At 69.8% G+C, this 21,126-nt stretch carries 19 protein-coding genes; 6 read left to right on the forward strand and 13 right to left on the reverse strand.

The features are described from left to right. Positions 1-21: 21 nt before the first annotated feature. Positions 22-516, forward strand: a complete 495-nt coding sequence (locus EPO51_RS03485; RefSeq protein WP_293346031.1) for a globin domain-containing protein — start codon at positions 22-24, stop codon at positions 514-516. On the opposite strand, the gene EPO51_RS03490 is transcribed toward EPO51_RS03485, so the two are convergent. From EPO51_RS03490 to EPO51_RS03505, 4 genes are all read right to left on the reverse strand, one after another. Beyond that, on the reverse strand, positions 470-2,956 hold the full coding sequence (locus EPO51_RS03490) for a PAS domain S-box protein (protein ID WP_293346033.1): 2,487 nt from the start codon (positions 2,954-2,956) through the stop codon (positions 470-472). The genes EPO51_RS03485 and EPO51_RS03490 overlap by 47 nt on opposite strands. A 210-nt stretch (positions 2,957-3,166) precedes the next feature. Next, positions 3,167-3,448, reverse strand: a complete 282-nt coding sequence (locus EPO51_RS03495; protein ID WP_293346035.1) for a hypothetical protein — start codon at positions 3,446-3,448, stop codon at positions 3,167-3,169. After that, the gene (locus EPO51_RS03500; RefSeq protein WP_293346037.1) at positions 3,445-5,076 is read right to left on the reverse strand and encodes a hypothetical protein; all 1,632 of its coding nucleotides are present in this window, start codon (positions 5,074-5,076) and stop codon (positions 3,445-3,447) included. The genes EPO51_RS03495 and EPO51_RS03500 overlap by 4 nt, the downstream gene beginning before the upstream one ends. A gap of 251 nt (positions 5,077-5,327) precedes the next feature. Continuing rightward, positions 5,328-6,284 carry a purple acid phosphatase family protein gene (locus tag EPO51_RS03505; RefSeq protein WP_293346039.1) on the reverse strand — a complete coding sequence of 319 codons (957 nt, stop codon included), beginning with the start codon at positions 6,282-6,284 and terminating at the stop codon, positions 5,328-5,330. A 122-nt stretch (positions 6,285-6,406) separates the two neighbouring features. Between EPO51_RS03505 and EPO51_RS03510 the strand changes: the two genes are divergently transcribed. After that, complete coding sequence (locus tag EPO51_RS03510; protein WP_293346041.1) at positions 6,407-7,303, forward strand: glucosamine inositolphosphorylceramide transferase family protein; 897 nt, start codon at positions 6,407-6,409, stop codon at positions 7,301-7,303. Here EPO51_RS03510 and EPO51_RS03515 read toward each other — a convergent pair. The 8 genes from EPO51_RS03515 to EPO51_RS03550 all read right to left on the reverse strand — a co-directional run bounded on the left by EPO51_RS03515 (position 7,230) and on the right by EPO51_RS03550 (position 15,280). Further along, positions 7,230-8,378 (reverse strand): glycosyltransferase family 4 protein, encoded by a 1,149-nt coding sequence (locus EPO51_RS03515; protein WP_293346043.1) that lies wholly within the window; start codon positions 8,376-8,378, stop codon positions 7,230-7,232. The two genes, EPO51_RS03510 and EPO51_RS03515, sit on opposite strands and share 74 nt — an antisense overlap. Further along, positions 8,378-9,706, reverse strand: coding sequence for a lipopolysaccharide biosynthesis protein (locus EPO51_RS03520; protein ID WP_293346045.1), 1,329 nt, complete (start codon positions 9,704-9,706; stop codon positions 8,378-8,380). Before EPO51_RS03520 ends, EPO51_RS03515 begins: the two co-directional genes overlap by 1 nt. After that, the gene (locus tag EPO51_RS03525; protein WP_293346047.1) at positions 9,699-10,910 is read right to left on the reverse strand and encodes a hypothetical protein; all 1,212 of its coding nucleotides are present in this window, start codon (positions 10,908-10,910) and stop codon (positions 9,699-9,701) included. Before EPO51_RS03525 ends, EPO51_RS03520 begins: the two co-directional genes overlap by 8 nt. A gap of 196 nt (positions 10,911-11,106) precedes the next feature. After that, the gene (locus tag EPO51_RS03530) at positions 11,107-11,754 is read right to left on the reverse strand and encodes a tetratricopeptide repeat protein (RefSeq protein WP_293346049.1); all 648 of its coding nucleotides are present in this window, start codon (positions 11,752-11,754) and stop codon (positions 11,107-11,109) included. 18 nt (positions 11,755-11,772) lie between these two features. Further along, positions 11,773-12,528: an SDR family NAD(P)-dependent oxidoreductase gene (locus EPO51_RS03535; protein WP_293346051.1), complete on the reverse strand. Its 756-nt coding sequence runs from the start codon at positions 12,526-12,528 to the stop codon at positions 11,773-11,775. Next, positions 12,518-13,189 (reverse strand): TenA family transcriptional regulator, encoded by a 672-nt coding sequence (locus EPO51_RS03540; RefSeq protein ID WP_293346053.1) that lies wholly within the window; start codon positions 13,187-13,189, stop codon positions 12,518-12,520. The genes EPO51_RS03535 and EPO51_RS03540 overlap by 11 nt, the downstream gene beginning before the upstream one ends. A gap of 10 nt (positions 13,190-13,199) precedes the next feature. After that, a complete protein-coding gene (locus tag EPO51_RS03545) occupies positions 13,200-14,660 on the reverse strand; it encodes an AMP-binding protein (RefSeq protein ID WP_293346055.1) in 1,461 nt (486 codons plus the stop codon). Then, the gene (locus tag EPO51_RS03550) at positions 14,657-15,280 is read right to left on the reverse strand and encodes a thermostable hemolysin (protein ID WP_293346057.1); all 624 of its coding nucleotides are present in this window, start codon (positions 15,278-15,280) and stop codon (positions 14,657-14,659) included. The genes EPO51_RS03545 and EPO51_RS03550 overlap by 4 nt, the downstream gene beginning before the upstream one ends. A gap of 222 nt (positions 15,281-15,502) precedes the next feature. Between EPO51_RS03550 and EPO51_RS03555 the strand changes: the two genes are divergently transcribed. The 3 genes from EPO51_RS03555 to EPO51_RS03565 are packed head-to-tail and all read left to right on the forward strand — an operon-like array spanning position 15,503 to position 19,476. Further along, positions 15,503-16,018 carry an RNA polymerase sigma factor gene (locus EPO51_RS03555; protein ID WP_293346059.1) on the forward strand — a complete coding sequence of 172 codons (516 nt, stop codon included), beginning with the start codon at positions 15,503-15,505 and terminating at the stop codon, positions 16,016-16,018. A 55-nt stretch (positions 16,019-16,073) separates the two neighbouring features. Further along, positions 16,074-17,048 carry a FecR family protein gene (locus EPO51_RS03560; protein WP_293346061.1) on the forward strand — a complete coding sequence of 325 codons (975 nt, stop codon included), beginning with the start codon at positions 16,074-16,076 and terminating at the stop codon, positions 17,046-17,048. Between the two features lie 22 nt (positions 17,049-17,070). Beyond that, positions 17,071-19,476 carry a TonB-dependent receptor gene (locus EPO51_RS03565; protein WP_293346063.1) on the forward strand — a complete coding sequence of 802 codons (2,406 nt, stop codon included), beginning with the start codon at positions 17,071-17,073 and terminating at the stop codon, positions 19,474-19,476. A 296-nt stretch (positions 19,477-19,772) separates the two neighbouring features. On the opposite strand, the gene EPO51_RS03570 is transcribed toward EPO51_RS03565, so the two are convergent. Continuing rightward, positions 19,773-20,411 carry a TCP-1/cpn60 chaperonin family protein gene (locus EPO51_RS03570; RefSeq protein ID WP_293346065.1) on the reverse strand — a complete coding sequence of 213 codons (639 nt, stop codon included), beginning with the start codon at positions 20,409-20,411 and terminating at the stop codon, positions 19,773-19,775. 58 nt (positions 20,412-20,469) lie between these two features. Between EPO51_RS03570 and EPO51_RS03575 the strand changes: the two genes are divergently transcribed. Continuing rightward, complete coding sequence (locus EPO51_RS03575) at positions 20,470-21,126, forward strand: BON domain-containing protein (protein WP_293346067.1); 657 nt, start codon at positions 20,470-20,472, stop codon at positions 21,124-21,126.

Consider the following 21,126-nt stretch of genomic DNA (forward strand, 5'->3'; position numbering starts at 1 on the left):
TCCTACGTGACATACCGCGAAATGGCCGTCGCGCTCTGCGGCGGCGCGGATACGCCTTGTGCCCCGGCGCAGGACGGCAACGAGCCGGCCCTCCCCACCTCCGAAGCCGTCTACAGGGTGAAACGTAGCTTCGCCCGCGTCGCACAGGCCGAGGCGCTTACAGCTCGCTTCTATGACAGGCTTTTCGCCCTGCGCCCCGACGTGCGGCCCCTGTTCGCATCCAGCCTGGCGGACCAGCAGCACAAGTTGGCCAGCACCCTGGCGGTCGTCGTGGGTGGTCTCGACGACTTCGAGGCGCTCCGCGGCGCGGTGTCGGCGCTCGGTCGCGGCCACGTCGCGTACGGCGTCAGCGAAGCGCACTACGCCGCCGTGGGCGCCGCACTCATCTGGAGCCTAGAGGCCGAGACCGGAAGCCTCCTGCCCGAGGAACGCGAGGCCTGGATCGAGGTCTACGGGTTCCTGAGCACGGTCATGATGCGGGCGGCGCGTTCTGCCGCTCCGAACCCAACGCCCTGAGTTCGGCGATCAACCGCCGGATCGATTTGCGCGTGAACGGCTTCTCGGCGTACGGGCGTCCACACTGGACGAAGAAGTCGCTGGCCGCCCGTCCCACCACATCGGCTGTCACGAAGCCGATCCGGTCCAGCAGGTCCGGGCGCACCCCGCTCAGCCAGGCCAGGGTGGCCGGGCCGTCGTGCGCCGGCATCTTCAGGTCACACAGGATGAGGTCGTGATCCGCCTCGGTGAGACGGGTCATGCTCTCCGCGCCCGACGTCCACTCCACCTCGAATCCGTCTCGCCGCAAAAAGCCCGCAAGCGCATCGGCCACGTCGGGATCGTCTTCGACAATCAGAACCCGCCCGGACCCCATGGCGGACTCCGGGGCGTTAGGCGGTAGGCGAACCTCGTCCGCGGGCGCGCGGCGTGGCAACCGGAGGCGGAACCGCGCGCCACGGTTGGACGGCAACAGCTCCAGCGCGCCACCGTGCGCCTCCATGATCCCCAATGACACCGACAGGCCAAGCCCGGTCCCCACCCCTTGCGGCTTGCTGGTGTAGAACGGCTCGAAGATCCGCGGCGCCACGTTTCCGGGCACGCCCGGGCCGGAGTCTTCGACCTCCAGCCACAGATCCTCCGCGCTCGCGCCGCCTCGGAGGCGGATGGTGCGAGGGTCCGGCTGGTCCTCCAACGCCTGCTGGGCGTTGACGATCAGATTCACGATCACCTGGTGGAGTTGGTCGGCGTCCGCCCAAACCTCCGGCAACCCCTCCGGCAGTTCCGCCTTGGCGGCGATACCCGCCACGCGCAGGCCGTAGCTCGTGATTTCCAGGGCGTCCGCGACGACCTCGTCCAACCGCGTCCAGCCGCGGTGGGGCGGCTTCTGCCGCGCCATGGCCAGGAAGACCTGCACGATGCGCGCGCAGCGCTCCGCGGCGATCCGGATCCGCTGCGCTCGCACCACGTGGGTGGCGTCCACGAGGTCCTCTTCGAGCATGATCGCATTGCCGAGAACGGCCGACAGCGGGTTGTTCAGTTCGTGACTGACCCCGGCCAGCAGCGAGCCGAGGGCCCGGATCTTCTCTGACTGATGCAGCGCTTCCTGCGAGCGGGCGAGGTCGGCCTCCGCCGCCTTGCGCTCGGAGAGGTCGAGCACAAACCCGCCGAGGTGGGGCTGGCCGCCGTCCCCCGGCGCCGGAAAGCGGATCGCCAGCGTCGAGCCATACGCATCGCGTCCGGGACGGAACCACTCGGTGACGCTGGGCTCACCGCTGGCGATGACCTCGGCTTCCCGCCTCGCCACGGCCGCGGCGTCCTCGCCATCGACAAAGGCTTCGCCGTCCGCGGCGAGGCGCGCCATCTCGGGGTTCGTGATCAGCATCGTTCCCTGGGCGTCCTTCAGGAACATGCCGAACGGCGCGTGCGTCAGGAAGGCGCTCAGGCGTCGCTCGGTCTCGATGGTGCGTCGCTCGGCCCGTTTCAGGGGCGTCGTGTCGATCAGCACGCCGCCGATATGCGTGACCCGCCCATCGCCGTTCCGCACTGGAAAGCGGGTCGTGAACGTGTACTGGAAGTCGTCCGCGCCCGCGTAGTGTTCCTCGCCCACCTCCGCGTTTCCCGTCTCCACGACCCGTCGGTCGGCGGCTTCGATGAACTCGGCGGCGATCGGGTTGAACACCTCCCGGGTCGTTCGGCCTAGAACCTCCCCTACCCCACTGACCACGACCTCTTCCATCCGCCGGTTGACCACCACATAGCGCCCGCCGACCTCCTTCAGGTACATCGCGACGGGCGCATGGTTCATGAAGGCGGCCAGGCGCGACTCGCTCTCCCGTAGCCTCTGCTCGGCGTCGCGCCGCGCGGTGACATCCAGCAGGATCGTGGCGAGCACGGGCCCTGAGGCATGGTCCGACCCTATGCGGAAGCGGGCGACCTGGTAGCGACGCGACGCCCCGCCGACGGCCCAGGTCTCGTCGGTCGTGATCGCACCATCCTGGGCCCAGGCGTCGCGTTCGGCTTCAAGGTCCGCAAAGCGTGGATCGGCGGCGAGGGAAGCCCCGATCGCCGCGGCCGCCCCGAGCAGCCGCTTGGCTTGGGGATTGGCGGCGACGACCCTGGCGGCGGAGTCCTGCAACACCACGGGCGCCGGAAGGTGGTCGATGAAATCGCGGAGCTGCGCGTCGCTCGAACGCGATGGCGCATCGATACGCAGGAGGCGCAGGCCAGACCCGCCGACCGGCCAGACCTGAGCGGTCAGGTCGCTGTCGACGCCCGCAAACGTCACCTTGTCACCCGGGTCCGCGAGGGCGGCTTCAAGCGTCGGACGGGGTGCGTGGCCGATCAGCGCCTCGGCCGAGGCGCTCAGCCGGATGGCGTGCCCCTCGCTGTCCGCCAGCACCCAAGCCTCCCGGGCATGCCGCAGGATCGCATCGAGGACTTCTTCACTCGCCTGAGACATCCGCTCCCCGCCTGCCCTCGTTCGACACGTCCTGGCGCCTTCCTGTGACCTGGATCGCGCCAGCCCCTTGTCCCGCCGCGTCCCGGCGGTGAGCCTTCCATACTCACATGGCGGCGATGTTTTATCGGAGCTGAAACTCCGTTTCGTTTGTTTCAGCCGATCGGACCGGAAGCCGGGAGCGCGCCTGCCGCGCCCCCGATTGCGCCGGCCTCACTGCCAATGCGGATTGGCCGCGATGAGCGCACCGAAAAGCAGCGCGAAGGCCGCCGGCGGGATCGCGAGGACGACAAGCAGCCAGCACGCCACGCGGGTTCTGCCCTTCGCGCGCAACGCCCAGGCCGCGGCGAGCAGGATGGTCGGAAGGCCGAGGACCGGGAGCCATATCGCCAGGACCGTCCCGGGTCGGCCGTACTGCAGACCTTCAACGAAAAAGTACGCCAGAACGAGCACGACCAGCGCATCGAACGCGAAGAGTATCCGGAAGGCTGTCATCGCGTCGCCCCAGGTTCGCCGGGGTCGCGGATCGGTTCGGCCTGCACCTTGGGCCTTGCAGGCGCCACGGGCGCGCTCGGGATGGACCGCAGCACCTTCGGCCGGCCTGGGGGTTGCGACCCGGTGGTCATCGACAGCCACGTCGCCGCGGCGATGAGGACGGCCGCCGTCACCAGGATCACCAGCGCCGTCCGCAATGCCGCAAAGGGGCCGGGCTTGCCGTCATCCCAGACCGGACGGGCCGCGCCGTGCCCGGCCGCGAACGCCGCGACCCGCCGCCCCGAGGCCTCCATGGCGCTCGCCGCCTCGGCCAACGGTCCGGATGGCAGTTCGGCGTCCCCGCCTGGCTCGCGCGTGATCCGGTAGCTCTCGTTCGCAAGGTCGAGTTCGATCGTAAGGTCGCCACTGAAGTGATAGCGGCTGAAGTCGAGCGAGACGCGGCGCGGACCGGACCAGGACACCGTGGCGTCCCAATCGGTGTTCCACAGGTCGAGAAGGACGCGCCCACTCGCCGTGTCTATGACCCGCGGGGTATGCACCCAATGCGAGTTGCCCCATTCGACCGCCTCGGAGTCGACCCGGATCGCGCCGTCCGGTGAGATGTGCCGATAACGCGCGCCAGGCCCCGGACGGGCGCCCTCCCTTCGGGCGTGCTCGATGGCGTCGGGGAGCGTCAGGAGGGGAAAATCCCCCCTCGGTTCGCCCTGGTTCCGATAGGTCCGGGCGGTCGGATCGATCCGGAACAGGGTCTCGCCGGGATCATCCCGCAGTCGCAGGAACAGGCTGCCGTCCGCATTGCCGCTGATCCTGCTCTCCGTCCAGGCCGAGCCATCGGCCAGAACGTGTCCGGTCGCCGCGTCGAGCAGGACAGCCCAACTGGCAGGCGCCTCTTCTTTGCGCTCAGCATGCTCGCGCTTGCGGTGTTCATACCGCAGTGAGCCATCCGCCGACGAACCCCAGGCTTCGACAACGTCATATCGGGGCACGTAGAATCCCCAAACGCCGTTGGAGACCTCGCTGACCGCGAAGCGGACAAGGTTGGAGCCTTCCACGATTTCCTGAACGCGGAAGCGGTGCGTTTCGTCGGGGTGGGCCGGGTGAGCGAGGTGCAGGGGCGCGGCGTCGACGGCGCGCCAGGTGTGCGTCCAGACCCCCAGCCCGCCGATCTCCAGGCCATCGTTCTCAAAGCCGACATGCGCGGGCCGCCATTCCGCCGCGTCGGGCGAGACGTCAGGCGGGAGACTCGGCGGCGGCGTTTCGGGCGCCGGCGCGCGGCTCGAGGGCCCTGCCGGCGGGGTTCGCCCTTGGAGCGTCGGCCCGGCGCCCGACCCGGGGCGTCGGATCAACGGTCGAAGTCCGAATCCGATCGCGAACCCGGCCGCACAGGCGAGGCCCCAAGGGACGATGAAGATCGCGCTGAGGAGCGAGAAGCCGAGAAGGAAATTCTGGGCGGAAATCGTCTGCGCCGGGCGGGTCAGTCCCTCCCAGGCCACCACGCCGACATAGGCGATCAAGGGCGAGACCACCCACCCGAGCATCGCGCGGCCAGTCCACCGACGCGGCGTGACGGCGATGAGGAGCGAGGGAACGACGACGGCGGCCGCCAACAATCCCAGTTCCAATGTCACCGGCGGTCCATCCTATCGCAACCCGAAGGCCGTGGACCCGTCCGGGCCGGACTGCGATCCAAACCTCGCGATCGAGCCGGCCAACGCGGGCGCGGGAAGTCTGGACGATCACGCCCACCGCTTCGCCCCAGACCCGCTAATCCTCTCATTGGCACAGCTGATGGACCGCGGCCTCCTGCTTGGATGCAGAGGCGCTCGGTGCAAACCTTGCTCGCCCGAGGACGCCTGCGGCCGACGTGAGGCAGTTGTCGCTACGCCATTCGACCAGTGCGTTGGTCGATGTTCGCTCGGTAGAGCACGCGACCCGTGAGGTCGCGAAAATCGAGGCGCAGCACTTGCGGCTCGAGGCGGAACGTCGCGAAGCCGGGACGGGAGATGCAGTAGCGCGTCCCGCTGATCGGCTCGACGCGGCCCGCCTCGGCGCCGGCGCCGGCGCAGATGTAGTCGACCCGCCCACGCCGGATATGCTGCAAGTCGTGGTCGTGGCCGTTGATGTAGGCCTGCACGCCGTACCGCTCCAACAGGGGCGCCGCCTGGGCGATGAGTTCGGGCGAGTCCCCGTGGCCGCCGGAATAGATCGGGTGGTGGCCCATGACGATCTTCCACGGCGCCCTTGAGCGACGGAGCTCGGATTCCAGCCAAGCGATCTGCCGGGCGTCCTGGCGCGCTTCGACATGGCCCCGAATCGCCTGCTCGAACATCTCTCCGTAGTTGTGGCCGTCGACCAGCGGCGAGGTGTCGATCACGAAGAGGTCGAGGAGGTGGGTCCCGAGCACCTCGCCCCCGACCTTGAAATAGCGGTCGGGCATCCGCCACCGGTGACTCAGCCGGCTGTAATCCACCTGGGCCTGCGCAACGCCGCGGTAGTCGTGGTTGCCGAGGGCGATATACCACGGCGTATGCAGGGCGGGCGCAGTGTAGACGTCCTCGAAGGAGCGCTTCCAGTGCGGGTCGCTCACCGACTGGACGCCGGCTGGGTAGAAGTTGTCGCCGGCCGAGATCACGAACCGGCTCCCGATCTCGTTCGCGGCCCGCGCCATGGCGCCTGCAACGGCGCGTTGCGACGGCTCGCCGTCGCGTCCCCAATCGCCGACGGCCACAAAGCTGATGGCGCCGTCATCGGGCTTCGCGGCGGCCTGCGCCGGCCAGGCGGCGCCCGCCGCCAAGCTCCGCAGCACGGCGCGACGATCCAACGGCAAGACGGGCACGGGGCCTCCTGGTCAATCTACCGGCCCTAGCGAGGCCTCGTGTTCAGAAGACGACACCGGACCCTCGCTCCCTCAAGCCCCGGAGCCATTGCCGCGGTCGGACGGGCGCCCTAGTTCAAGACATGCCCTGGCGTTCCGACCTCTGGCGTATCGGTCTGGCGGATGCGCCGATCGCGGCCGTAGCGGCGACGGGTGGGCTGGAACGCGCGACGATCCGCTGGCTGGAGCCGGAGCCGCCCTTCACCTTCCTCGCCGATCCATTCGGCCTGTGGCGGGACGGCGACCTGCACCTCTTCGCCGAGGCCTACGACTACCGCACGCGCCACGGCGTGATCGAATGGCTGCGCTTCCAAGGTGGTCAGAACCTCGCCGAGCGGCGCACGGTGCTGCGGGAAACGTGGCACCTCTCCTACCCCTTCGTCTTCGAGGCGGAGGGCGAAACCTGGATGGCGCCCGAGGCGCATCGATCGGGAAGGTTCACGCTCTATCGCGCCGCGAGGTTTCCAGATCTCTGGGAGAGGGCGGTCACACTCGATCTCGACACGCCGGCGATCGACCCCACGATCTTCCGGCATGGCGATGTTTGGTGGATGGCCTATTCGCCGGCAGGGTCGCAGAGCTTCAAGCAGGGCCGTTTGCACCTGGCCTGGTCGGAGCACCTCGCGGGACCTTGGCGAACCCATTCCGGCAATCCGGTGCGAATCGACCGGTCCAGCAGCCGGCCAGGCGGGACACCGTTCCTGCAGGATGGCGTCCTCACCCTGCCGGTTCAGGACTGCAGCCGAACCTATGGCGGCGCAATCCGCCCGCTGCGGATTCTCGAGCTTGCGCCGGGCCGCTTCGAGGCCGAGGCGGGCCCGCCGCTGACCGCGCCGGCATCGGCCACGCCGTACCTCGACGGCCTGCATACGCTGGCCGGCTGCGGAGAGGTCACCCTCATCGACGTCAAGCGGATTGACCGCTCGTTTGGTGGTCTCGCGATTGATGCGGGACGGCGGCTAGGCCGTTGGCGGACCTGATCGGCAAACGCGAAACGATATCGGCGCCGGCCTTGGCGAAGGCTGCGGCGCCGAACCTATCCAGCACGCGCCCGCGCGCAGCGGCGCCCATGCGCGCCAAACGATCCGGATGCGACAGCATCCAGGCCAGCGCGTGCGCGAGGGCGTCCGCGTCGCCCGGCGGCACGATCAGCCCGGTATCCCCGTCGCGCACCGTATAGGGTAGTTCGCCAACCGCGGAGACGATCACCGGCAGGCCCGCCTGCATCGCCTCGTGGGCGGCGATGCACAGGCCTTCGGAGCGGGACGGCTGCAAGTAGAGATGTAGCCCCGCCAGGAATTCGCGTGGGCTGTCCGAAAATCCCACCAGGCGGACGTTGTCGAGGCCCGCCATCGCACTAGCCCCCGCCAAAGCCTCGCGCCCGGCGCCATCGCCGGCGATCCGGACTTCGAACGGCGTGAGCGCACAGCAGCCCTGTGCGCGCAGTCGCACGAGCGCCTCGATGAGAACGTCATGGCCCTTCACCGGATGCAGCCGTCCGAGCATGCCGATCCGCACAGGCTCTCCCGGGCTCCAGGGCCGGGCCTGCGGAGCCGCGGCGTCGGCGGCGAAGAGCGGCCAGCAGGCGAGACGCTCGAACGGCACGCGTAGCCGTTCGGCGGTCAGCGCCGTGACGCTGTGGGAATCGCCGATCCAGAGCTGCGACAGCCCTTGACTGGCGCGCAGGAGCATCCGGTTGGCAGGCTTCAGGAAGGCTGCGTGCTGCCAACTCACGACGGGTACGTTGCGGCGCAGCCCGACAAGCTGCCCCAGCAACGTCGCGCGGGTGAGCGAGGTCCAGATGATGTCAGGCCGCCAGCCGGCGAGACTGGCGTCTAGCCAGGCCAGGGCCGCCAGGTGGTCCTTCTCGCCTCCGGGGCGGACATGAACCTGGAGACCGGAGGCCAGCATGGCCGGGATGCCGCGGCCGTCACGGCGGGTCAGGGCGAACACCTCCACGGTTGCGCCCTGCGCGGCAAGCACCCTCGCCACCGCCGGCACCGGGGACGCCGCGCCTCCCCCTTCGGTGGAATTGATCACGTAGGCTATGCGCATCAGGCCTGAATCCTCGCGACGGCGGCAGGAAGGGCTTCGGTCTCGCAGCGGACGCAGATCGTCAGCAACGTAACGCTGGCGACGGCCTGGACGAGCGCGTGAAGACCGGCGCCGGTCAGCCCCTGCCAGTCCAGCAATGGCGGCAGCAACAGGATCAGGCCGACGCTGCTCACGAGATTGGCCGAGACCGAAAGGCCGGGCCGGCCCAGCGCCGTCAGGGCCGCGCTGATCGGCGGGCCGGCCAGTAGCAGCGTTCGGGCCAGCGCCAGCCAAAGCATGACTGAACCGGCCCGGGCGAACCTGTCCCCGGCGATCAGGACGGCCAACCGGCCGCCGAACAGACCGACGAGGACGCACACCGGCACGGCCGCCAGCAGCCCGATGCCGACCGTGCGTGAGACCGCGCCCCGGATCAGCCCGCCCTCTCCGCTCGCCACCAGCCGCGCGAGCTCGGCGTAGGCTGCCTGGCCCAGAATCTGGGCCGGCTGGGAGAGGACCGCGGTCGCCCGCTGGGCTATGGCGTAGAGGCCGGCCGCGGCGGGGCCGAGCATCCAGCCGACCGCCAGCGGCGCCATTCGCCCCGACAACTCCGAGATGGTCACGTCGGCGTTGGTCGTCAGCATGAAGCGCCACAGCCCCGGGTTCTCGCGCGGGACCGAGCGCAGACCGCCCACAAGATCGCGATGGGAGAGCCGGCCCCAGGCGGCGTAGGCGCCCAGGGCCCACATGGCGAACCACTCCGCGAGCGCCGCCGCCAGCCAGACGACCAGGAATCCCGTCAGCCCGGCCCCGCCGATCAGGGCGACGATCGATCCAGCCAGCCGAACCGCCGGCGCGACGACGTTGTGAGCGCCCAGGAGGTCGAACCGGCCGCTGAGCTGGAGGTAGCCGGCGGGCATCGATCGGATGGAGGCCAGCACCGCCAGGCTGTAGGGCCCCGCGAAGGCGATGGCGGTCGGCGACCAGCCCAGGCGTGGGCCAATCCAGGGCCCCGCCACGAAGGCGACCAGCACAGCCAGCATACCGCCGGCGCCCTCGACCAGCCCGGCAAACGCCAGCAGACGCGTGAGGCGCGGCCGATCGCCTGACGACAGGGCCTGGGCGCCGTAGCGTACGATGGCCTGCCAGCCGGGAAACTCGACGATCCCGCCAACCGTCATCACATAGGCGTGGACAAGGATCAGGACCCCGTAGTCGGCCGGGCCAAGCGCACGAGCGGCGATGGCCATGTAGGCCAGGCTCAGCACGCCGGCCGCGACCTTGCCGCCCAGCAGGCGGCCAAGGTTGCCGTAGATGCGGCCGACCACGCCCTTTGAAGTCTCAGCCATGGGCGGCCATCGGCAGGACAGCGGCGGGCTTCAGAAGCGGCGCCGCGATGCCGGCGAACGCGGCCACAGCGCGGGCGGCGCGGATCGCGGAAGGCTCATCCGTCAGGTCGAAACTGTCATCGAACAGCGCCTGCTGGATCCGTCGATGGCGCGGGCCATGGTCGTTTCGCGCGAGGTCCAGGCCGACGCCAAGGTCGGCTGCGTTCTGGATGACCGGTCCCGCGGTCCAATGGAGGAAGTTGGGGTCCTCCTCCCAGGACAGCCGGTGAGGATTGAGGAACAGGCACGGGCGCGGGCGCAGCAGGAACTCGTAGACCTGGCTGCTCGCGTCGCCGACGTAGACGTCGGCGCGGTTGGTGTAGGCCATGGTCGTGCAGGCGCGGCTGCCCAGGTCGATGTGGATGTTGGGCGCCCGCAGATAGCGTTCCTCGATCCGGCCTGGCCGGTCGATGCGCAGCCGGTCGATCGTCGCCACGAAGGGTCGCTCGAATAGCATCACATGCGGCGCGAAGATCAGGTGGTGGTCGTCATGCTCAACGAACCAGTCCAACACCTGCCGGCCCATCGCGTACCAGGACGACAGATGCGGCGAAACGTGCGGGTTGTAGAGCACCACCGGACGGCCGTCGTCGATCAGCGGGTGAAGGTTGGCGGGGGCGAGCGACAAGTCGAACTTGGGATAGCCGACCACGGAGATGGTCGCGGGATCAACGCCGGCCTCTTCGACCAGCCGCCGACGCAGCTTGGGCCCCGACACCAACACATGGTCGAAGCGCGCGCTGGCGGCGTCGAATCCGATGGCCCGGTCTCCCGCGCCGTGGCGCGTGTGGACGATCTTTAGGTCCTTCAGGCCGTAGCGGGTCTTCAGGATCAGGGACGTCTTCTCGGCGACGACGAGGACGTCGAGGTCGCGGAAGAAGTCCAGGTTGTCGCCGTAGACCAGCAGCTTCGTCGCCGGCAGGACCGCCTCCAGCGCTTGTCGGGCCAGGCGGCTGGCGCGACGCTTGAGGCCCAGTTCCGCCAGCCGGATCGACGGCCCGATCAGGCCCTGGCCGAGCCGGATCACCTCCGCGCTGAGGCGGGGGTTGGTGGTGGCGACCACGATCTCGGCGTCGATGCCGCCTCGCGCCAAGGCAAGCGCGATGGGCAGGCTGTGCGCCACCTGGTGGACCTGGTCGTGGTTGAAGAGGAATCCGATCCGCATATCTCACCGACGACGCGGCGGGGCGGGGTCCTCAAACGGCGGGGCGAATTTCCGGAGTCCGACGCTCGAAGCGGACCGTCAGCAAGCCCCGAGCAACCATCGCCACGGCGATCACAGCGGACGAACGGTCGCTCCCCGGTCGGCGGAGGACCGTGCGCGCGATCGCCCGCGCGCAAGTCCCGCCAGTCAACTCGGCTCAGCCGCGCTTAGCCCGCACCCGGGCCAGCAAGGCCGCGGCTTCGGCGTGACGGCCCCGGTCCGCGACCTCACGACCAGGACGCGCGGGCGCGGCGAGCGCAGTCTGAAGCACCCGCTCGGCGTCCGCGTACTGTCCCTCCTTGAAGAGGAAGTCGCCATAGAAGTAGTTCGGGTCGACGCCCTTCGGATTGGCCGCGAGCGCCTTGGTGAGGTAGGCGCGAGCCTTGGCCTTGTCGCCGAAGGCGACCGGGAAGCCGGGCACCTGATAATAGAGGGATCCGAGGCTCGTGTAGACCGAGCCGTTCAAGGCGTTGGGGTTGATCTTCTCGGCCCGCTCGAGACTCGCCCGGGCCTCCTTCGCAAGTCCCAGCGCGCCCATGCCCCCCTTCGCGCCGGCCTCGGTGCTGAGCGCGATTCCCACCCAGATCAGCGGCTCCGCGCGACCCGGATACTGCTTCGCCAGCGCGTCGGCCTGGGCAGCGATGGCGGCGAGCTGGTTCACCTTGGCGGGCCCTTGAACCTCATAGTTCACGTGGTCCCAGGTGCGGGCGAGCGCGTCGATCCGCGCGTCGAGCGCCGGCGGTTCGGCCGCGGCGGCCCCGGCTAGCAGGGTCAGGGCGACGGTGGTGACAAGGAGTTTGCGCATGGGAGTCTGTCCTTTGGATCAGGCGAAGAGCCGCGCGACGCGACGGTCATCCGAGGCGAGCGCGCGGTCGACGAGGTTTGGGGCGATGGCGTTCAGCCGAACGAAGAAGGCCTCCGGGAAGCCCAGGTAGACGTCGCGCCGGCGGCGGGCGACGGCCTCGACGATCCGGGCCGCGACCTGACCGGGATCGTCCATCGCCATCTTGGTCAGGGCCGCGAACTGCTCGACCTTGGCCGAGTTGAACGCCGTCTTCACGGCCCGCGGGGCCACATAGGTGACGTCGACGCCTGACCCGGCCACCTCGCGCCGCAGCGCCTGGCTGAAGGCGCGCAGGCCGGCCTTGGAACTGGAATAGCTGGCGAAATGGGCGAAGTTGATCGACCCGAAGATCGAGCCGACATTCACGATCTGGCCCCGTCCCCGCGCCTTCATGCCCGGTAGCACCGCCTGGGTCAGCCGGATCGGCGCCAGCAGGTTGATCGCCAGAGTCCGCGCGAGCTGCGCCGGCGGCTCGTCCTCGATCGGTCCGAAGTACTGCACGCCGGCCAGGTTGATCAGCGTGTCGAAGGGCTCGCTCGCCAGCCGCTCTCCCGCAGCCTGCAGGCCTTCGGGCTCCGCCAGATCGCAGGCCATGTAGCGCGCCTGCACGCCGTCGGGGGCCAGGCGATCGAAGACCGTGACACTTGCCCCCTCCTCGATCAGCCGCGCCGTGATCCGCCGCCCCATCTCGCCGGAGCCGCCGGTGATGGCGATGTGCCGCGCGCTAAACCGCATCGGCCAGCTCCGTCCGATGCGGGATGCTGCGGAACATATCCGCGAACAGACCGAAGACCGTCTTGGCGACGTGAATGATCGCCTCCTGGTCGTTCGGATCGTCGACCGTCTCCATCAGGTGCGTGAAGAAGGCCATGTGCTCCTGGTCTAGCGAACCGTGCGACGACAGGTAGGAGAAGCATTCGGGGCCCAGGCCCAGCGAGGTCGCCACCGCCGATGCGCCGTAGGTCGCAAGCGCGCTGCTCGTGCCCTCCAGCACGAAGACCATGCCGAACATCCCCATGGGATTGACGAAGCCGACGTACTCGTAGGCGAAATCAACCATGCGCGCGGTGGCCTCGCCCGGTTGGCCAGCCCTCACCGCTTCGGCGTCGCCGCCGCAGTGGCCGATGTCGGCCAGGATCCAGCGCTCGTGACCGGTCTCCTCGGCGACATACTCGACCAGGGCGTCACGGAACCGTGCGTGCGCCTCGTCCATGCCGTCGCGGGCCAGGCTGAGCAACGGCACGGTGTGGCTGACGTGGTGATAGGCCTCCGCCAGGTAGGCGACATAGGTCTCGCGCGAGATCTTGCCGGCGAGACCGTCGAGGATCTGGGGCACGGCATAGAGGGCTTGCCGCTCCGCGGCGGTTTCCCGCTCGAGCCGGTCGAAGAAGGACATCTGGGTCACCTCAGGCAGGTTGGTCGATGAAGTCGCGGTGCGACTGGTGCAGGGCGGCTCGCCGTGGACGGCCATTGCCGGTCAGCTCGCCGCGAGACGGGTCGAAGGGGGGAACAAGCCGCCATCGATCGACCTTGGCGTAGTCGGGCAGACGGGCGTTGGCCCCGGCGACAGCGGCCTCCAGGGCCGTCCCCGGAAGGTCGGCCCGCGACGGGACGATCAGGGCGCAGAGGCCGGCCGCGGCCTCCCCGAATACGGCGGCCTGCGCGATCTCCGGCTGGGCCAGCAGTTCGCTCTCGACCCACTCCGGCGCGACGTTGCGGCCGAAGGCGGTGATGATGACGTTGGACTTTCGGCCGGTGATCGTGAGGAAGCCGTCGCTGTCCACGACCCCGAGGTCACCGGTGCGCAGCGCGCCTTCGTGTGGTTTGGCCCCGACATAGCCAAGGAAGGGCCGCGGGGAGACCATGACCTCCCCATCGGGCGCGGTCTCCAGGCGAAGGTGCGGCAGAACCCGCCCGACCGCGCCAGGCCGATCCGCCGCCGGCGTGTTCACCGCAACGACGGAGGCGCATTCGCTGAGGCCGTAGCCTTCGTAGGCCGGCAGGCCGACGGCCCGCGCGGCGGCGATCAGCTGCGGTGAAACCTTGGCGCCGCCGACGGCCACCAGCTTGAGAGACGGCAGCCTTCGGCCGGTGAAGGCCAGAAATCCGATCAGTCCGCGCAGCAGTTCGGGCACGAGGATGATGCTGGAGGCGTCGACCGCTTCGACCGCATCCGCCAGACGCGAGATGTCTGGCCGAAAGGGATTGGCGAAGCCCAGATCGGAAAGGCTCCGCGCGTGATACTCGCCGCCCGCCAGCAGCGTCGGATATAGCCCCGCGACATTCTCAAGCAGGACGCCCAGCGGCAGGACGCCCAGGTGGCGGCCTGCGAACTCAGCTCCGATGGTCTCGACCAGCGACGCGGCGACGGCCTCCATCTGGGCCTGGGACAGGCACACGCCCTTGGGCGCGGCCGTCGATCCGGAGGTGTAGGTGATCTTGGCCGTCCCGGCGTGAAGCAGCTTTTCGGCGCCAGAGAGAACCCGGGCGGAGACGACGGCGCCCGCCACGACGGCCGAGATGGGGTCGGTGGTCGTGGCGGACGGCCCCACCAGCAGGCAAGCGCCCGCATCGGCGAGGGCGTGGTCCCGCTGCGCCGCCGTCAGGAAGGGCGGCAGCGGCAGGCTGGGGCGGTTGAGGAAGACGAGGGCCAGGTCGATGACGACCCAGGCGGGGCCGTTGTCGAGGGCCACGGCGACCGGCGCGCCAGGGGGCAGATCGCGCAGGCAGGTCTGCATCCAGGCAGCCGCCGCCTCGATCTCGCGCTGAAGGTCCGGCCAGGTCAGATGGACCCCGGCGCCGGTCAGCGCCGGCCCGTTAGGCCTCGCGGCGGCGTTCGCCCGGATCGCTTCGAGGACCAGGCTCAAGGCGCGATCCTCCGCAGCCGGCGAACCGCTCGCTCGATGACCTTCGCGCGCAGCCGCTGACGCAGGAGCGGCAGCGCGCCGGACACACCGATCTCCCCGACGAAGACCTCGGGACGCTGGTCGTAGTAGCTGCCCCAACTCTCGGAGGCCCGGCCGAGACGCGAGCGGTCCGCGGCGCCAAGCCTGCGCATCCCGAATCCGGCCCGACTCAACAGGCGTGTGAGCTCCGGCCTGACGGTCGCGACCGCGTAGCGCCGCCCGCAAACGGCGGCCAGCCAGCACGCCAGCGCACCGAAGAGCTCCAGCGACGCCCCCGGCGTACCGGCGGCGAGGGAGCCGATCTCGACGACGCTCTCCCGCGAGACCGGCCGCTCGAAAGCGCCGGCGACCAGCTGCTCGACGGGCCCGTCCAGGTACTGTTCCAGAAACAGCCGTCCCCCTTCGGGAAAGCGCACGCCGGCGACGGCCAGCACCGTTCCGTCCGTCGCCGAAAGGCCCATCAGGGTCGGATAATGTCCGGGAAGCTGGGCGCCATACGCGGCCTCGAAACGCGACTCGATGAACTGCTCGAAAGCCCGTCGCTGCGGGTGTTTGGCGTCAGCCACCGTGATGCGCGGCATCGTGGGCGACATGATCGGCGCGGCGGCGGGATGGTGCGGCGATAACTCGGTCAACTCGGGTCTCCAGAGGTCGGCCCCTGCAAGCTGAGACGACGCCCCCCGCGGAGCTCCTCAACCGCGGTCGACAGATTTTCCGATCGGTTGCGGCCAAGAGGCCCGTTGCGCATCGGCGGAGGATGGTCGAACAGTCGGGCTTCGCTGCCGTCGGGAGCCGCCTCGGACATGGCCGATCCGCCACCGCTGATCGCGGCCTATCTGCGTAAGCGAACCGACCTGCTGCGGTTCTTCACGCTGCGGACCGGATCGGCCGCCACGGCCGAGGACGTGGTCCAGGATCTCTTCCTCAAGATCAGCGAGATGGAGACGCCGTCGGACCTGCGCAGTCCGGAAGCCTTCCTCTACCGGATCGGTTCGAACCTGATGCTGGATCGCGCCAAGCAGCAGCGCCGGCAGGTCGCGCGCGACCACGCCTGGAGCCGCGAAGGCGTCGGCGACGGTCTTGAACCCGTCGCCCAGGAGCCGGCGGCCGACGAGGCGATGGCGGCGCGCCAGCGGCTAGAACGCCTGATGGCAGGGATCGACAAGCTGCCGCCGCAGGTCGCGGTCGCCTTCCGGCTGCACAAGTTCGACGGCCTGACGCATGGCGAGGTGGCGGCGCGGCTCGGCGTCTCGCGCAGCTCGGTCGAGAAGTACATCATGACCGCGCTGAAGACGCTGATGGCGGAGATCGAGCGATGACTTGTGGACCCCCGCCGGCCGCGGCGTCTATCAGCCAGGAGAAGTCCAGAAGGCTATGAGCGCCCCGTCCGACAACCTGCCGCCCGACGACCCGCTGCGCGACCGCGCGGTGAGCTGGCACGTGCGCCTGGCGTCGGACGCCGCGGACGAGGCCGACTGGCTGGCGTTTGAAGCCTGGTTGGCGGAATCGCCCGACCATGGCCGCGCCTACGAGGCGGTGGAACAGGTCTGGGCCGACCTCGAGGCTCCACCGCTCGCCGCCGCGACCAACGTCGTCCCCCTGAGGCCGCGCAAGGGCCGGCCTTCCCTGGCGTGGCTGGGTGCGATCGCGGCGAGCCTCGTCGCGGCGGTGCTGCTCGGCGTCACCTTCCTCGCCAACAACCCGACCACCCAGAGCTACGACACGGCCATCGGTCAGCGGCAGGTCATCGCCCTGTCCGACGGCAGCCACATCACCCTGAACGGCGGATCGCACATCGAGGCGACCATCGGCCGCCGGGAACGCCGCGTCGTCATGGCCGACGCCGAAGCCGTTTTCGACGTCGCCAAGGACCCTGCCCGGCCATTCTTCATCCAGGCGGGGGACCGTGAGATCCGCGTGGTCGGGACCGAGTTCAACGTCCTGCATCACGACGGCGACGTGCAGGTGACCGTGCGACGTGGCGTTGTCGAGGTGCGACCGGCCGGACGGCCGACGGCTGCCCCCCTGGCGCGGCTCCGCAAGGGTCAGTCGCTTTCACACAAGGAAGGCCGCGCCGGAGACGTTGTCGGCCCCGCCGACCCGGACGCAGCCTTCGCCTGGACCGAGGGACGCTTGGTTTTCAAGGGCCAGCGCCTCGCCGATGTGGCAGTCACCCTCAACCGCTACTTGAAGACGCCGATCCAGGTGGCGCCGGACGCGCAGAACCTGCCGGTGACCGCGACGCTCAATCTGGGGGCCGAAGACGACATGCTGCGCAGTCTCGCGGCGTTCCTGCCGGTGCATGTGGAGCGGCGACCAGATAGTGTGCGGTTGAGCCTGCGTCGCTAGACGCGCTGAGTCGGCAGGGGTCATGGGCCGCACACGACGCCGCCGGCGCCTGGCCGGGCTGCTTGCGGCACTCGGCGCCACGGCCGCCAGCGCGCCCGCGCGCGCCACCGACCTGACCCTCGATATCCCGCTCCAGGCCCGCGAGAGCGCCTTGATGGCCCTGGGCCGCGAGGCGGGCCTGTCCCTCGGGTTCGCGCCCGGCGCGCGTTGCGCAGGCCGGGCGGGCGTCAGCGGACGGATGAGCCTGGACGAGGCCCTTGGACGGCTTCTTGCGGGCTCGGCCTGCGTCGCGGTCCGACCCGATGTCCGCACCGTGGTGATCCGCTCAAAGCCCGCGCCCGCACCGCCAGTTCCCACGCCGTCCTCGGCGCCCACCGTGCGTGCGCCGACCGACCTGGGCGAACTCGTCGTGACCGCGGACAAGACCGAGAGCCTGCTGTCCGCCTCGCCCTACGGCCTGACCGCGATGAGCGGCGCCGAACTGGAACGGCGCGGCGTGACCGATGTCGCCGACCTCTCGCTGATCGCCGCCGGGGTCACCGTCACCAACCTCGGACCGGGTCGGGACAAGGTGCTGCTGCGGGGGCTTTCTGACGGACCGCTGACCGGGCACACGCAATCCACGGTCGGCCTCTACCTCGGCGACCTGCGCCTCACCTACAACGCGCCGGACCCCGACCTGCCGCTGATCGACGTCGCCCGCGTCGAGGTGCTGCGCGGCCCGCAGGGGTCGCTCTACGGCGCGGGTTCCATCGGCGGCATCCTGCAGGTCATCCCCAACGCGCCGGACCCCGGCGTGAGATCTGGCCGAGTCTCCGCGAGCTTGGCCACGACGGCGCATGGCGCTGCGTCCAGCGGCGTGGAGGGCGTCCTGAACCAGCCCCTCGGAACCGCCGCCGCGATCCGCATCGCCGCCTGGTCGGAGATCGCAGGCGGCTACATCGACAACCCGAACCTAGGCGAGCGCAATGTCGACCGATCGCGCCGCCGCGGCGTGCGCGTGGCGGCCTTATGGCGGCCCATCGACGACCTGACGCTCGACGCGACCTTGGTGGCCCAGGCGATCGCCAACCGGGACGCCCACTACGCCACGCCTGTCGCCGGCCCCCTGGCGCACGCGACCACGGTCCGCGAACCTCACGACAACGACTTCCTGGCCCTGGCGCTGGCGGCCCACTGGAGCCCGGATTGGGGTCATCTCACGCTGAGTCTCGGCGCGTTGGACCACGACGTGGGTACGACCTACGACGCCTCGGCCGCACCGCCCGCCCTGGTCGCGGGGGGCGGCCCAGGCAAGACCTTCAAGGACAACAACGAGATCCGCGGCCTGGTCAGCGAGTTGCGTGTCACGTCTGCTGGGCCCGGCCGATGGCATTGGACGGTCGGAGCCTTCAACGCGCTTGGAGACCAGCGGTTGGATGCGACGACGATCTCCGCCGCGCCAGGCGCGGCCTATGCTGAAGTCCGCCGGGACCGTTTGCTGGAGAGCGCGATCTTCGGCGAGGCGTCCTTCGATCTCACGCCAAGCCTGACGTTCACGGCGGGTGGTCGGGCCTTCCATTCGCGACTGAAAGCCAAATCCGAGGCGGGCACGGGGGGCCAGGGTCGCAGCTTCTCGGGCCGAACCACCGATAGCGGCTTCGCCCCGAAGGTCCTCCTGGCCTACCGCCCCGCGCCGGGCCTCACCGTCTACGCCTCCGCGGCCGAGGGCTACCGGACCGCGGGGCTCAACACGAGCGGACCGCCGGGCCAGACCTTCGCCGACGCTGGCGGCCCTCAACCCTTACGCCGCTATGGCGGTGACGAACTCTGGAGCTACGAGGCCGGCGCCCGCTGGCGGTCCAAGCCGCTCGGTCTGACCGTCCGCGCCGCCGTCTTCCAGGCCGACTGGACCGACATCCAAGCCGACCTGTTGCTGCCCTCGGGCCTGCCCTTCACCGCGAACCTCGGCGACGGCCGCAGCCGGGGCGTCGAACTCGAAGCCACCTACCAACGCGGCCCGCTCACCGTCTCCGGCAACCTCGTGCGCCAGGAGCCAGAGCTGCGGCGGTCGGCCCCGGGCCTGGCCGGCCGCGCCGACGCCGGCCTACCGGGCGTCGCCGACGCCACCTATGCCGCCACGGCGATCTGGACCGCACCGCTGGGCAGGGATCGAACCTTGGACCTCTCGGCGAGCTACGCCTATGTCGGCCACTCGCGCCTGACCTTCGACGCCGTGACCGCCCCGTCGATGGGGGGCTACGGCGACCTCAGGCTCGCGGCGAGGGCGCGCGGCGGTGCTTGGACCCTTCGGCTAGCTGTCGAAAACGCGTTGGACAGTCGGGGTGACACCTTGGCTTTCGGCAACCCCTTCACGTTCCGGGAACAACTGCAGACGACGCCTCAGCGGCCCAGAACGGCGACGATCGCCCTGAGTCGGACCTTCTGATCCGAACCGCCTGTGGAATCAGTTCCGCAGGACCGGCCGTCGCGATGCGACGCTTTCCGGACGGCGCCTTGCTCGAGGAGATGGCCGAGACCCGCCGGCTGACAGCAGACCACATCGCTCAGGCCGCGGCCGTCATCGCCGCGTTCCACGCCGGCCTGCCCGCGCATCGCGATGTCGGCCACGCCGTCGACTATCAGAGGATCCTCCAGGGCCTAGCCGCGGAGAGCGGCGCTTTCGGTCCTGCGGCAAAGGCGCCACAGGGAGGCGGGCGTTGGGCGCGCTCGCCCCTGAGATCCCTAGAAGTCGGCTTCGAGACCCTCCAGGTCCTCCGGACCGCCGCCGCGACCGCGGCCAGCCGGCTTGGGCTTGTCGTGCACCACGACCTGGGTGGTGATCAGCAGGCCCGCGACGGAGGCGGCGTTCTGCAGGGCGAGGCGCGCGACCTTGGTCGGGTCGATCACCCCGGCCGCGAAGAGGTCGCCGTAGACGCCGTTCTGCGCATCGAAGCCGTGGTTGCTGTCGGTGCATTCCAGCAACCGGCCGACGATCAGGGCGCCGTTCACGCCGGCGTTGCTGGCGATCTCGAAGGTCGGCGCGGTCAGCGCCCGGCGTAGGATATCGACGCCCATTCGCTGGTCGTCGTTGGCCGGCGTCACGTCCCCGAGGGCGCGGGCGTGCAGCAGGATCAGCGGCTCCTCGAGCTCGGCCCGCATGCCCTCCACCTCGGCGATGAAGTACGGCGAGAGATAGCCGCGGTCGAACTGCAGGCCTTCCACGATCTCCAGGGCCGTTTCCGTACCTTTGGCCTCTTCGACGGTTACGGCGCCTTCCTGGCCCACCTTCTCGATGGCGTCGGCGACCATGGCGCCCATGTCGGCGTCGCCGTTGGCGGAGATGGCGCCCACCTGGGTCATGGCCGCGTTGATCAAGATCACGGCGGCTTCAATGATCTGCCGACAGACTGCGAATTTAAGTGCAAGCTGAGGCGCAGCCGTGACCGAACCCTCCGATCTCAAGATCCAAAAGGACGTCCTGGCCGAGCTGGCGTTCGAGCCCCAGGTCGACGCGGCCGCCATCGGCGTGGCGGTGCAGGACGGCGTCGTGACCTTGTCGGGGCACGTGCCCGCCCTCGCGCAGAAGACGGCCGCCGAGGCCGCCGCCAGGCGCGTCAAGGGCGTCCGCGCCATCGCCCAGGAAATCGATGTTCGGCTCCCCGACGACCTTGGACAAACCGACGACACCATCGCCGCGCGGGCCGTCGACATCCTCGGCTGGAGCGCCCTACCTCAAGTCTCGACGATCCACGTGAGCGTCGAGGATGGCTGGATATCTCTCGCCGGACACGTTGAGTGGGCCTACCAACGGGACGAGGCCGAGCGGGCGCTGCGGGGCTTGGCGGGCGTCCGCGGAATTCGCAACGAGATCGCCGTGACGCCCCATGCGACGCCGGAAGACGTGGAGGAGCACATTGCCCGCGCCTTCCACCGCAACGCCGAACTGGAACGGTCGCAGGTGAAGGTGGACGTCGACGGCTCGAAGGTGACGCTCAAGGGGCGGGTGAAGACCTGGTACGAGCAGGACATGGCCGAGCGCGCCGCCTGGTCGACCCCGGGGGTCACGTCCGTCGTCGACGAGATCGAGATCGGCTGA

This window comes from Phenylobacterium sp. (assembly GCF_004297125.1).
GTDB lineage: Bacteria > Pseudomonadota > Alphaproteobacteria > Caulobacterales > Caulobacteraceae > Phenylobacterium.